General features: G+C 58.2%; 12 protein-coding genes. 9 read left to right on the forward strand and 3 right to left on the reverse strand.

The genetic code is table 11. The annotated features are described in order from the left end of the window. Positions 1-25: 25 nt before the first annotated feature. On the reverse strand, positions 26-502 hold the full coding sequence (locus tag CKW14_RS12465; RefSeq protein ID WP_095049774.1) for a PAS domain-containing protein: 477 nt from the start codon (positions 500-502) through the stop codon (positions 26-28). Between the two features lie 154 nt (positions 503-656). Between CKW14_RS12465 and CKW14_RS12470 the strand changes: the two genes are divergently transcribed. After that, the gene (locus CKW14_RS12470; RefSeq protein ID WP_095049775.1) at positions 657-1,112 is read left to right on the forward strand and encodes a flavodoxin; all 456 of its coding nucleotides are present in this window, start codon (positions 657-659) and stop codon (positions 1,110-1,112) included. Here CKW14_RS12470 and CKW14_RS12475 read toward each other — a convergent pair. Continuing rightward, entirely contained in the window at positions 1,102-1,989 is an 888-nt protein-coding gene (locus CKW14_RS12475) for a LysR family transcriptional regulator (protein ID WP_095125406.1), read from the reverse strand. The two genes, CKW14_RS12470 and CKW14_RS12475, sit on opposite strands and share 11 nt — an antisense overlap. Before the next feature lie 95 nt (positions 1,990-2,084). On the opposite strand from CKW14_RS12475, the gene CKW14_RS12480 reads away from it, so the two are divergent. The 5 genes from CKW14_RS12480 to CKW14_RS12500 all read left to right on the forward strand — a co-directional run bounded on the left by CKW14_RS12480 (position 2,085) and on the right by CKW14_RS12500 (position 6,108). Continuing rightward, positions 2,085-2,471, forward strand: coding sequence for a CidA/LrgA family protein (locus tag CKW14_RS12480; RefSeq protein ID WP_095049777.1), 387 nt, complete (start codon positions 2,085-2,087; stop codon positions 2,469-2,471). Beyond that, positions 2,461-3,147: an LrgB family protein gene (locus CKW14_RS12485; protein ID WP_095125407.1), complete on the forward strand. Its 687-nt coding sequence runs from the start codon at positions 2,461-2,463 to the stop codon at positions 3,145-3,147. The genes CKW14_RS12480 and CKW14_RS12485 overlap by 11 nt, the downstream gene beginning before the upstream one ends. A gap of 131 nt (positions 3,148-3,278) precedes the next feature. After that, entirely contained in the window at positions 3,279-4,061 is a 783-nt protein-coding gene (locus CKW14_RS12490; RefSeq protein ID WP_093436071.1) for a class II aldolase/adducin family protein, read from the forward strand. Continuing rightward, the gene (locus tag CKW14_RS12495) at positions 4,061-4,963 is read left to right on the forward strand and encodes an alpha/beta fold hydrolase (RefSeq protein WP_095125408.1); all 903 of its coding nucleotides are present in this window, start codon (positions 4,061-4,063) and stop codon (positions 4,961-4,963) included. The genes CKW14_RS12490 and CKW14_RS12495 overlap by 1 nt, the downstream gene beginning before the upstream one ends. Positions 4,964-5,196: 233 nt before the next feature. Beyond that, a complete protein-coding gene (locus tag CKW14_RS12500; RefSeq protein WP_095049781.1) occupies positions 5,197-6,108 on the forward strand; it encodes an SDR family oxidoreductase in 912 nt (303 codons plus the stop codon). A 48-nt stretch (positions 6,109-6,156) separates the two neighbouring features. Here the strand turns inward: CKW14_RS12500 and CKW14_RS30175 are convergent, their stop codons facing one another. Further along, a complete protein-coding gene (locus CKW14_RS30175) occupies positions 6,157-6,780 on the reverse strand; it encodes a hypothetical protein (RefSeq protein ID WP_256587207.1) in 624 nt (207 codons plus the stop codon). A gap of 669 nt (positions 6,781-7,449) precedes the next feature. Between CKW14_RS30175 and CKW14_RS12510 the strand changes: the two genes are divergently transcribed. The 3 genes from CKW14_RS12510 (at position 7,450) to CKW14_RS12520 (ending at position 13,326) form a co-directional block, all read left to right on the forward strand. Further along, positions 7,450-9,243: a DUF1302 domain-containing protein gene (locus tag CKW14_RS12510; protein WP_095125409.1), complete on the forward strand. Its 1,794-nt coding sequence runs from the start codon at positions 7,450-7,452 to the stop codon at positions 9,241-9,243. 23 nt (positions 9,244-9,266) lie between these two features. Then, positions 9,267-10,634: a DUF1329 domain-containing protein gene (locus CKW14_RS12515; RefSeq protein WP_095125410.1), complete on the forward strand. Its 1,368-nt coding sequence runs from the start codon at positions 9,267-9,269 to the stop codon at positions 10,632-10,634. 139 nt (positions 10,635-10,773) lie between these two features. Continuing rightward, on the forward strand, positions 10,774-13,326 hold the full coding sequence (locus tag CKW14_RS12520; RefSeq protein WP_095125411.1) for a LuxR C-terminal-related transcriptional regulator: 2,553 nt from the start codon (positions 10,774-10,776) through the stop codon (positions 13,324-13,326). Positions 13,327-13,364 lie beyond the last annotated feature (38 nt).

Consider the following 13,364-nt stretch of genomic DNA (forward strand, 5'->3'; position numbering starts at 1 on the left):
CATTGGTGATTGTAGTTAATGACACTTAGTTCGCGATTTTGTTTTGACCGTTTGTCGCTTTCAATGCAGCCAGTTCTGCTTTGAGGGCAACGACCTCAGCTTCCAGTTGAATCACGCGCTGTTGTGCCTTGACCTGAACGGTGACGTCCTTCTGCACGCCAACGAAATATGTCTGCCCGTCTTCGACGTTTTTCACCGTCGAAATCGACAGTTCATTCCAGAACGGCGTACCGTCCTTGCGATAGTTACGCAGGATTTCCCGGCACGAGCCGCCGTTATCCAGCGTCTCGCGAATCAGTTTCAGGCTGTCCTGATCGCGGTCTCCAGACTGCAGAAAGCGGCAGTCCTGATAGAGGATTTCCTCACTCGTGTAGCCGGTCAGTCGTTCAAAGGCCGGGTTCACATAGATCAGGATATCGTTCTGTTCACCTTCTTTCTCCGCGACCACTATCCCGTCATTCGACGCATTGATCACCATTTGCAGCAGACTGGCGTTGATCATCTTTGAATCCTTTCAGAGTTGTCAGTGGCAGGCATTCTAGAAGAACCGCACGGCCTGTCTACTGGCCATTACCGCCAATTGAGATCCAGTCGCAGCTTTGCGCTTGAGACTGTTACTATCGCGGCTCTTTTTTTTCAGTTTCAGGATCAGATTGATGAAAGTCGCCATCCTCTCCGGTTCGGTCTACGGCACCGCCGAAGAAGTCGCCCGTCACGCCGAGAACCTGTTGAAAGCCGCTGGCTTTGAAACCTTCCACAACTCGCGCGCCAGCCTGGCCGACATCCAGGCGTTCGGCCCTGAAGCATTGCTTGCGGTGACCTCGACCACCGGCATGGGCGAATTGCCCGACAACCTGCAACCGCTGTACTCAGCGATTCGCGACCAGTTGCCCGCCGCACTGCTCGGTTTGCCGGGCGCAGTGATTGCCTTGGGCGACGCCAGTTACGGTGACACTTTCTGCGGCGGTGGCGAGCAAATGCGTGAACTGTTCGGCGAGCTGGGTGTGCGCGAAGTGCAAGAGATGCTGCGCATCGACGCCAGCGAAAGCGTCACCCCGGAAACCGACGCCGAGCCTTGGCTGGCGCAGTTGATCGACACGCTCAAGGGCTGATTCCACGCTCGCGCAACAGCGCCAGCCATGCCTGCGCCGCTTTTGACAGATACGCGCCGCGCCGCCAGATAAACGCGATATCCCAACGCAGATAATCCGGCGCGCGTAAGGTCAGGCGCACCACGCCTGGCCGCACCAGACCGCGTGCAACCACGCTGGGCAGCAGCACCACGCCTTGCCCGGCGGCCACCAGCGCCGCAAGAAAATCCGCCTGACCGCTGCGCCCGCCTTCCTTCGGCGTAAAGCCCAGTTGCTGGCACGCCTGCAGCAAGCGGTCGTTGAGCACGAAGCTGCGCTGATAGAGCAGAAAGGGCGTCTCGGCCAATTCCTCCAGACCGATCTCACCCCGCTCGGCCAGTGGATGATCCACCGGCAGCAGGGCGTCGAGTTGCTCATCGCAAAACGGCTGACAGTCGAATTGCGGATCCTTTGGCAACAGACTGCCGCCCAACTCCAGTTCACCGCTCAGCACAGCCTGCTCGATGTTGCGGCTACCGCCCTCGAGCAACTGGATGCTGATATTCGGATAGCGCCGCCGGTATTCGGCAAACAGTTCGGCGAATAGCGCGTCGCTGCCGAGTAATGGCAGGCCGAGGCGCAACTCTCCGCGTGCCAAATGACTCAGGTCATCCAGCTCCGCGAGCAGTTCGTTGCGCAAGCGCAGCATGCCTTCGGCCCGTTGCAGCACCACGCTGCCAGCGGCCGTCAGGCGCAATTGCGAACCCAGCCGCTCCAGCAAAGGCGTGCCGAGACTTTGTTCCAGTTGCGCGATCTGTTTGCTCACCGCTGACTGGCTGATGTGCAGGGTTTTTGCGGCTTGGGTAAAACCGCCTTGATGCATGACTTCGACAAAGCTGCGCAGTTGTTTGAATTCCATTGTCCGATTCCATTTTGGAATGGTATTGAGTCTAACAATTCGCTTCGGGGATGGCAGGGCGCCTCGTAAAATAAGCGCCTGTCTGGAGCAAAATCATGAACGCCGTCCCGCTCAAACATCTGTCTCGTCTTCTCGCTGAACTCGCTGTATTGCTCGGCCTCTACTTGCTCGGCTGCCAACTCGCGGTCTGGCTGGCGTGGCCGATTCCTGGTGGTGTGATCGGTATGGCGCTGTTGCTGCTGGCCTTCGCCTTTGGCTGGATAAAACCCGCCGCCCTGCAATTGGGCGCAGGGTTGCTGATGGCCGAGATGTTGTTGTTCTTCATTCCGGCGCTGATGAGCCTGCTCGACTATGGCGCACTGTTGCGCAATGACGGCTGGCGAATCCTGTTGGTGATCGCCGCCAGTACATTGATGGTCATGCTGGTGACGGCTTTCACCGTAGAACTTGCCGTGCGCATGAGGCGTTCCCATGAAGCTTGAATGGATGCCGATGTTCTGGCTGGCCTTCACCCTGTTGGCGTACCTGTTCAGCCGCTGGATTTATCGGCGCACTGGGCACTACGTGTTGTCGCCGCTGATCCTGGTGCCGGCGTTGCTGTTGGCGCTCGCTGTGCCGTTGCACACCGCTTATGCCGAATATTCCAGCAACACCCATTGGCTGATGCGGGTGCTCGGCCCGGTCACTGTCGCGTTTGCTGTGCCGATCTGGCAGCAGCGGCGCTTGCTGATGCGGCATTGGTCGGCGCTGCTGTTGGGCATGGTTGCCGGCAGTGCGGCGTCGATCGGCACTTCATTCTGGCTGGCCAGGGCGCTGGCGCTCGACAGCTCGGTGACGCTGTCACTGGTGCCGCGTTCGATCACCACACCGTTCGCCATGCCGCTGGCGCAGGACCTCGGCGGCGTGCCGGAGTTGACCGCGGTATTCGTGATGTTCACCGGTGTGTTCGGGGCGATGCTCGGCGGCGTGTTGTTGAAGTGGTTGCCGTTGCGCAGTGCCTTGGCGCGCGGCGCGTTGTTCGGGGTTGGCGCGCATGGTGCCGGTGTCAGTCGGGCCCATGAAGTGGGCGGCGAAGAAGGCTCTGTCGCCGGGCTGGTGATGGTTTTGACCGGGTTGCTCAATCTGTTTGCCGCGCCTTTGTTGGCGTCGTGGCTTTGACATGGATCCAAGGAGTTTGCCTGGCTGACCCGCTCAGTCATCAAGCTGGCTGGCAATGCAACTACGCAATGCTCTGCGCCTGACTAGACTGCTCGTACGTGCAGAACAATAAGAACGCAGAGGTGCATACAGTGAGCGTAGCCCCCGTCCAATCGTCCCTTAATGTCAAAGACCAGGTCAGTGCCGCAGAGTGGCAGACCCGTGTCGATCTCGCCGCTTGTTATCGTCTGGTCGCGCTGCATGGCTGGGACGATCTGATCTTCACCCATATTTCCGCCAAGGTGCCGGGCACCGAAGATTTCCTGATCAACCCGTTTGGTCTGATGTTTCATGAGATCACCGCGTCGAGCCTGGTGAAAGTCGATCAGGCCGGCAACAAACTCATGGACAGCCCTTACGAAATCAACCCCGCCGGCTACACCATCCACAGCGCCGTGCACGAAGTGCGGCACGATGTGGTTTGCGTGCTGCATACCCACACCGCTTCCGGTGTCGCGGTGTCGGCGCAAAAGCAGGGCGTGTTGCCGATCAGCCAGCAGTCGCTGTTCGTGCTTTCGAGCCTGGCCTATCACGGCTACGAAGGCGTGGCGCTGAACCACGAAGAGAAGGCGCGCCTGCAAGCCGATCTTGGCGAGAACAATTTCCTGATGCTGCACAACCACGGTCTGCTGACCTGTGGCGGCACCATCGCCGACACTTTTCTGATGATGTTCACCTTCCAGCGCGCCTGCGACATTCAGGTCATGGCGCAAACCGGTGGCGCTGAACTCATCGCCATCGAACCGCAAATCCTGGCAGGCGCCAAAGCGATGATCGCCGGTGTCACCAAAAGTGCTCAAGGCATGGGTGGCGCGCTGGCCTGGCCAGCGTTGCTGCGCAAACTCGATAAACAAGACCCCGGATATAAACTCTAATGCCTCTTGCCGAGATTCCTCTGTGTGTCTGGCGTAAACGCAGCCAGACGTTTGTTTTTCGTGGCCAGCCGATCCGCTATTGGACGGCGGGGCAGGGTGAGCCGCTGTTGCTAATCCACGGTTTCCCGACCGCCAGTTGGGATTGGCATTATCTGTGGCAGCCGCTGGCCCAGCGATATCGAGTGATTGCCTGCGACATGCTGGGCTTTGGTGATTCGGCCAAACCGCTCAATCACACCTACAGCCTTTTGGAGCAGGCTGACCTGCAGCAGGCATTGCTCGCGCATCTGCAGGTCGGGCAACCGGTTCACTTGCTTGCTCACGACTACGGCGACAGCGTTGCCCAGGAACTGCTCGCCAGGCACTACGAAGACAAGATCGAGATCGCCAGTTGCGTGTTCCTCAACGGCGGGTTGTTTCCGGAAACCCATCGCCCGGTGCTGATGCAGAAACTGCTGCTCAGCCCGTTGGGCTGGATGATCGGTCGTGCGTTCACTCGCGATGCTCTGGTGAAAAGCTTCCGGCAGATCTTCGGCCCGCAAACCCGGCCGAGCGAAAGCGAGCTGGACGATTTCTGGAGCCTGGTCGATAGCAATCGCGGGCCACGGATCATGCACAAGTTGATCAGCTACATTCCCGAACGCCGTGTGCAGCGTGATCGCTGGGTGACGGCGATGCAGCGCGGCGAAATCCCGTTACGGGTGATCGATGGCGAAGTCGATCCGATTTCCGGGGCGCACATGGTCGAGCGTTACCGTGAATTGATCCCTGACGCCGACACGGTGTTGCTGCCGGGCATCGGCCACTATCCACAGACCGAGGCGCCGGTGCAGGTGCTCAAGCATTATCTGGAGTTTCGCGATCGTTTTGTGCTGCCACCGCGCAAAGTCGCCTGCTCCTGAAAGATCAAAAGATCGCAGCCTGCGGCAGCTCCTACATTGAATTTGTGTAGGCGCTGCCGCAGGCTGCGATCTTTTGATCTTTTGATCTTTTGATCTTTTGATCTTTTGATCTTTTGACGCCTTCATCATCCCCTAACCTTATCGCGCACCATTCAGCCTCAGCCGTGTTCGTTGTGACCAAAAGCCGCGTGCCTGACACTCGGGGTCATTACTGGCCTGCTGGAGTTGCTGCGATGAATGAGTCTGTGCGTTTCGAAGAAAAAGTCGTCATCGTCACCGGAGCCGGTGGTGGCCTCGGACGCGCCCACGCATTGCTGTTCGCCAAACAGGGCGCCAAAGTGTTGGTCAACGACCTCGGCGGCTCGACCCAGGGCGAGGGCGCCAATGCGTCCGCTGCCGACCGCGTCGTCGCCGAAATCCGCGAGGCCGGCGGCATTGCCGAAGCCAACCACGACTCTGTCACCGACGGCGACAAACTGGTGCAAAACGCCCTTGATGTCTTCGGTCGCGTCGACGTCGTGGTGAACAACGCCGGGATCCTGCGCGACAAGACCTTCCACAAAATGGACGACGCCGACTGGGATCTGGTTTACCGCGTCCACGTCGAAGGCGCCTACAAAGTCACCCGCGCCGCGTGGCCACACCTGCGCGAGCAAAACTACGGCCGGGTAATCTTCACCGCCTCGACCTCAGGCATCTACGGCAACTTCGGCCAGTCCAACTATGGCATGGCCAAACTGGGTCTTTACGGTTTGACCCGCACCCTGGCCATCGAAGGTCGCAAGAACAACATCCTCGTCAACGCCATCGCGCCTACCGGCGGCACCCGCATGACCGAAGGCTTGATCCCGCCGCAAGTATTCGAGCAATTGAAGCCAGAACTGGTCAGCCCGCTGGTGGTATATCTGGCTAGTGAACAATGCCAGGAAACGTCAGGGCTGTTCGAAGTCGGTGGCGGCTGGATGGGCAAGGTGCGTTGGGAGCGCAGCCTCGGTGCCGGCTTTGATCCGCACGTAGGCTTCTCGCCGGAAGATGTCGCGGCGCACTGGCAGCAGATTTGTGATTTCGAAGGGGCGGCGCATCCGAAGGACAATATTGAGGCGTTGAAAGAGATGATGGCGAATTTGCAGAAGTATTCGCTTTAAGAAACGTTTGAGCCTCGCTGCGTTCTGGATGCGGCGAGGCTCCTTCTATTACTCCTCGTACCGCTTATCAATCATGAATTCCGGGATTTCCCAGTTTGGACCCGGAATGGCAACAGCCGCATTACCCTCAGCCAGTACACCCTCACGAAATAATTCCTCGTATGTTCTCCACAATTCACCGCGCGCGATAACTTCAAAACGATAACGTCCGAACAGTGTGTCGATGGAGGGAAATGCCAAACCGATAGCCAAAACTGATAACAAATCTCTGAGATTTTCTTGCCTGACAGCTTGTTCGAGTTTGGCAGTCGAACTCTTGGATCTGCTGACGCATTCAAATGCTTCCAATTCTTGTTTTTTCGCCGCGTCGATGGCCTCTTCCGTATAGCGTAATGACTCATCGTCGCTCAGTTTGAAGTCTTCAAGTGTGGCGGTATGGAGGTTATTCCAAAGGGACGGATTACTTTTGGGAATGTGGTCGTCGGCGAATCCCATCGCTCTGAATCGCTCCATCATTCGAAGTGAATAGGCATAGAACCGTCGATCGGTATCGGTCATCTCGAGCTTGCGCTCCAGTATGGCGTCAAGACGCTTGATCATGATGAGGTTGGCTGTAGACCCTTTTCCTTCAATTTTTATTTCGGCGCCCTCAACAAAACTTTGCTCCAACATTCGTTTTACTCACTGCGAATTTTTCGGTTTGCGGAGCAATTAACCTACATCAGCTTTCGAACGGAAATATCTGCATCAATCGTCAGTAATGACCTGCCTGGTTGTATGAATAATGTGGAAAGCGGTTTGATAGCTTGGCATTAAAAGACAAAAAGGATATTTCCTACAGCAATGGGGGGATCTTCCCGCTGATGCAGGTGAGGTGAGTAAAACGGCGCCCATAAAAAAGGCCGCTGCAAACGCAGCGGCCAAGGTAAGACGTTGGATCAAGGAGCTACAAATCAACGTCAGTGAACACCGGGGCGATAAACCGAAGTCTTCGATTCATCTGAAATCTGTCAGCAATGGCCTGAGTCGCTCAAAGGCCAGTGCTTCGTGCTTTGCGGCGTGTCCCGTGAAAGCGCGTTCAGAATAAGGTGTTGAACACGTAGGAAAAATACCGATTCCGGACATGCACTGTTGCGGGGCACGTAACAGTCCCATGTGCTGATGTGCACCATGCGCGGCACTGATGATCTTCCATCCAGCCGATCCATGAACGGCGCAAAACCCCGTCGTTCAAGGCCATTCATCCTTTCGAGCGACAACACGAATACCTCCTTGGTGCGCTTATCGACGCGGTCACCCGGCAGTAGGGTGGGGCCTTCTGTCACTCACCGGGGAAGACGCATGACAAAAACAACAATGCGCGCCATCTTCACACCGCAGGCGCTGACCGCCGCGGTGGCTTTGGGTTGCTGCGCCCAGGCGCACGCGGTTGCGTTCAACATTGGCGAGATCGAGGGCACCTTCGATTCGTCACTGTCGATCGGTGCGAGCTGGGGCATGCGCGATGCCGACAAGTCGCTGGTCGGCACGGTCAATGGCGGGACCGGGCAATCCTCGACCGGTGATGACGGGCGTTTGAATTTCAAGAAGGGTGAGACCTTCTCGAAGATCTTCAAAGGTATTCACGATCTTGAACTCAAGTACGGCGACACCGGTGTGTTCGTGCGTGGCAAGTACTGGTATGACTTCGAGCTGAAGGACGAAGACCGCGAGTTCAAGCCGATCAGCGACAGCGGACGCAAGGAAGGTGCGAAGTCCTCCGGCGCGCAGATTCTTGATGCGTTCGTCTATCACAACTATTCCATTGCCGATCTGCCAGGCACCGTGCGCGCGGGCAAGCAGGTGGTGAGTTGGGGCGAAAGTACGTTTATCGGTAACTCGATCAACAGCATCAACCCGATCGACGTTTCAGCGTTTCGTCGTCCCGGTGCCGAGATCAAGGAAGGTCTGATTCCGGTCAACATGCTGTTTGGCTCCCAAGGCCTGACCGATCAACTGACCGTTGAAGGTTTCTATCAACTGGAATGGGACCAGACCGTTCTCGACAACTGCGGCACTTTCTTCGGGGTCGATGTGGCGGCGGACGGTTGCAACAACGGCTACACCGTTGGCAACCCGGCGATCGCGCCGTTTGTGCCGCTGACCCAAGCCTTTGGCCAAGGTATTCAGGTCACCCGTGAGGGGGTGGTGATTCCCCGTGGCGGCGACCGTGATGCGCGGGATTCCGGGCAATGGGGGACGGCGTTGCGCTGGCTCGGTGATGACACCGAATATGGCCTGTACTTCATGAACTACCACAGCCGTACGCCGGCGGTAGGCACAACCACGGCCGGTCTTTCGACGTTGGCGGCATTGCCGGGCATGGTCGGGATCGCCAATGGCCTGGCACCCGGCAGCGGTTCCGGCCTGGCGCAGAGCGTGATGCTCGGGCGCGGTGGCTACTACCTCGAATACCCGGAAGACATTCGCCTCTACGGCGCGAGTTTTTCCACCACGTTGCCCACCGGCACTGCATGGACCGGCGAGATCAGCTACCGCCCGAATGCACCGGTGCAGGTCAACACCAACGACCTGACGCTGGCGCTGCTCAACCCGATTGCCGGTGGCGCTGCTTCGCCGATCGCCACCACTGCGGGAGCCGACAACAAAGGCTATCGGCGCAAAGAAGTCACGCAAATCCAGAGCACCCTCACGCACTTTTTCGATCAGGTGTTAGGCGCGGAACGCCTGACCGTGGTCGGCGAAGCTGCGGTGGTGCATGTCGGTGGCCTGGAGTCGCGCAGCGAGCTGCGTTATGGCCGCGATTCGGTGTATGGCCAATACGGTTTCGGTGGTGATACCGACGGTTTCGTCACCTCGACCTCATGGGGCTACCGTGCCCGGGCGATCCTCGATTACGCCAACGTGATCGGCGGGGTCAACTTCAAACCCAACCTGTCGTGGTCGCATGACGTCGCCGGTTATGGCCCCAACGGCCTGTTCAACGAAGGTGCGAAAGCGATCAGCGTCGGCGTCGATGCCGACTACCGCAACACCTACACCGCAAGCCTCAGTTACACCGACTTTTTCGGTGGCGACTACAACGTCCTCGAAGACCGTGACTTCGTCGCCCTGAGCTTCGGCGTGAACTTCTGATCTGCCCGAGAAGGATGAATGCAATGCGCAAAATGATTCTGCAATGTGGTGTGCTGGCCCTGAGTCTGCTGGCGGCCAACGTGATGGCTGCGGTGTCGCCGGAGGAGGCCAACAAACTCGGCACCAGTCTGACGCCGCTCGGCGCCGAGAAGGCCGGCAATGCTGACGGTTCGATACCCGCATGGACCGGCGGCATCCCGAAAAACGCCGGGGCGGTGGACAGCAAAGGCTTCCTCGCCGACCCGTTTGCCAATGAAAAACCGCTGTTCACCATTACTGCTTCCAACGTCGACAAGTACAAGGACAAGCTCTCGGACGGGCAGGTGGCGATGTTCAAACGCTACCCGGAAACCTACAAGATCCCTGTCTATCCGACCCACCGCACGGTCGCCGTGCCAGCGGAAATCTATGAGTCGGCCAAACGCAGCGCGCTCAATGTCACCAGCATTAACGATGGTAATGGCCTGGCCAATTTCACTGGCAACCGCTACTACGCCTTCCCGATTCCGAAGACTGGCGTGGAGGTGTTGTGGAACCACATCACCCGATATCACGGCGGTAACCTGCGGCGCATCATCACCCAGGTGACCCCGCAGACCAACGGCAGCTACACGCCGATCCGCTTCGAAGAAGAGATCGCCGTGCCACAACTGATGAAGGATCTCGACCCGGAAAAAGCCGCCAACGTGCTGACCTTCTTCAAGCAGTCGGTAACGGCGCCGGCACGTCTGGCCGGTAACGTGCTGCTGGTTCACGAAACCCTCGATCAGGTGAAGGAACCGCGTCTGGCGTGGATCTACAATGCCGGCCAGCGCCGCGTGCGTCGGGCGCCGCAAGTGGCCTATGACGGCCCGGGCACCGCCGCCGATGGCCTGCGCACGTCGGACAACTTCGACATGTTCTCCGGCGCTCCGGATCGCTACGACTGGAAACTGGTCGGCAAAAAGGAAATGTACATCCCGTACAACAGCTACAAACTCGATTCGCCGAAGCTCAAGTACGACGACATCGTCAAGGCCGGGCATATCAATCAGGACCTGACCCGTTACGAACTGCACCGCGTCTGGGAAGTGATCGGCACGGTCAAACCGAGCGAGCGGCACATCTACGCCAAGCGTCACATGTACATCGATGAAGACAGCTGGCAAGTGGCGCTGGCAGACCACTACGACGGTCGCGGGCAACTGTGGCGTGTCGCCGAAGGTCACGCTCAGTACTACTACGATCACCAGGCGCAGGCCTACACCCTCGAAGCGCTCTACGACATCATTGCCGGTCGCTACATTGCCCTGGGAATGAAGAACGAAGAGAAGCACAGTTTCGAGTTCGGCTTCGAAGCCAAGGCTGCCGACTACACGCCAGCGGCCTTGCGCGCAGAGGGCGTGCGGTAACGGTTGTGATACACAAGCGAGGCAAAAGGCGACCGCTCGGTCGCCTTTTTTATGGACACCAATCAGCGCGCTGAATACTCGTCAACAAGTGCAGGGGAGAGGGCTAGGGTGAGGGCACAACGATAAAAAGGCTCACCCGATGACCGCCATGACTGCCTGTCTGGATCGCCCCGGATTCTTGCCCAGACTTTCTTCTCATCATCAACTTCGCCCTCGACTGAGTGAGCCGCTACTGACGACTGTGGCGCGGATCAGGCTGATCTGCGCGCCGCCCGGCAGTGGCAAAAGCGCGTTGCTCTCCGAATGCTTGTCACAGGCACCGGCACACTGTGCGGTGCACTGGCTGCCACTGATGGGCGTGTCGTTGAGTACGGAGGAGTTCTGTCGGCGGCTGAGCCTGGCATTGGGGCTGGCAGCAATGGATGAGGCGCAATTGGCGGCGGCACTGGCACGCTGGTCAGCGCCCACCTGGCTGTTTATAGACGACTATTGTCGGCTCCCCGATCCGGCTCTCGATGCATTGTTGGACCGCTTGCTGGCGCTCAGCAGCCCGGCATTGATCTGGTGGATCGGCGCGCGTCGACGCCCCCAGTGCAATTGGCCACGGTTGCTGCTGGACGACGAATTGTTTGAATGCGAAAGCGCGACGCTGGCGCTGACCCCGGAAGAAATCGCTCAGGCGTTAAAACACCTGTCCGCGGAGCAGGCTGCCAGTGTGGCCGCGCGGATTGTTCATCGAACCGGTGGCTGGTGCGCCGGGGTGCGCATGGCGCTGCTGCAAAAATGCGACTGGTCGCAAACCCTTCAGCCGCAGCAAAGGGTGGAAACACTGCTGGATTATTTGCAGCACGAACTGTTCAGCGGCCTGACGCCGGAGTTGGCCGAGGTCTGGCGGGTACTGGCGAATCTGCCGCGTTTCAATGCTGAGTTGTGTGAGCACCTGTTCGGTGCCGGAGAAGGCGCGGACTACCTGCGCACCCTGCAAACGCTGGGTTGCTTCATCGAACCATGGAATGACTCGTCCCAGTGGTTGCAGATCTTTGCACCTTTGGCTCAGGTGATGCGCGATGAGCGCTGGCCTGCGGCCCGCTCATGGCATCGTCGGGCATGCCAATGGTTCGCCGCTGCCGGGGACTGGCGCTCGGCTTTCGAGCAGGCGTTGCTTGCCGAGGAATTCGAAACGGCAGTGAGTCTGTTGCAGCACTTCAACTTCGAGCATCTTTTTGAAGAGCAAACGGTGGTGCTGTTGTTGCGCCTGCATGAATCTCAGGGCGAAGGAGTGACCTTGGGATCACCGCAGTTGGTTGGGCTGATTACCGCAGCTCTTTTGTTTGCCGGCCGTTTTGAACAGGCCACGCAGTGCATCGCGCACCTGGCGAGGTTCATGCCGCAACCTTCGGCGGCACTGGAACGACAACTGATTGCACGCTGGCAAGCGCAACAAGGCTGGCTGATGCATTTGCAGGGGCGTATGACGCCTGCGCGCGAACTCTTTCAGCAAGCTCTGGAAGCGCTCGATGGCGATGCCTGGGCCACAAGGTTGCTGTGCCTGTCAGGGCTGACTCAACAAGCCTTGCTCTGTGATGAACTCGAACAAGCGCACGCCATCAGTCGCGAAGCGTTGTGTCTGGCGCGGGCACAAGGCTCCTTGCTGTTTGAAGGCTTGCTGGAACTTGATCACGCGCAGTTGCTTGAGCAGCGTGGTGCTCCAGCCCGCGCTGACAACCTGCTACTGAGCATTGAGCAGTTACTTGGCCAGCGCGCTGAGCGGCCATCGCCGCTGCTCGGTCGTATCGCCCTGCGTCGTGGTCGATTGGCGTTGGTCATGGGGCTGGAGGAGCAAGCCGCCGTTCTGTTCAAACGTGGCCTGGAGGATTGTCTGCGCAGTCACGATAAACGGGTGTTGTTCGGCTATCTGGGGCTGGCGCAGATAGCGGCCAACCACTGTGAATACACGCAAGCATTCGAGCGCTTGCACGAGGCCGAGCGGTTGATGCAGCAACGCAGGATTCCAGACACGGTTTACCGTGGTGTGTTGTTACAGGTCAGTAGCCAGATCTGGCTGCAGCAGGGGCGGGCGCAGTTGGCACATGAGGCGTTGAGCCGGGTGCTGCGCCACTATCAACCGCCGAACGCGTTGCAGGCACCTCCGGCGACGGTTCAACTGATTGCGCGTATTCAGTATTTGCTGATATTGGCCACGGCATCTTTGCAACGCGGTAGTGATCTCTCGGAGCAACTTCAGGTGTTGCTGGATAAAGCCCGCAAGTGCGGGGCGCAGACACTTGAGGCGGAGTTGCATTTTGCCCTCGCCGAAGTGGCATTGCTGCACAGCGAGTCGTTACGGGTGGTTGAGCATGTGGAGTGCGCGTTGAAGATTGTCCGGCGCTCGGGGTCACAATTGCTGATACGCCAGGCCACCCTGCGTTCGCCGAAAATATTTGATCCGACAATTGTGCTGGAGGAAAAGCAGCAAGTTGTAGCCGAGTCTGAAGCTGAAAGTTCACTGAGTCAGCGAGAGTTACAAGTCTTGGTATTGATTGCGGCAGGTGATTCCAATCAACAAATCGCAGAAAAACTTTTCCTTTCATTGCATACCGTTAAAACTCATGTCCGAAGGATCTATATAAAATTGGGGGTGATGCGTAGAACGCATGCAGTGGCCAGGGCCAGAACATTGGGTTTGATGTAGGTGTGAGGTTGTTAGATGTTTGTAGTTGTAACTTAGGG

Source organism: Pseudomonas sp. Irchel s3a12 (assembly GCF_900187485.1).
Lineage (GTDB): Bacteria > Pseudomonadota > Gammaproteobacteria > Pseudomonadales > Pseudomonadaceae > Aquipseudomonas > Aquipseudomonas neuropathica.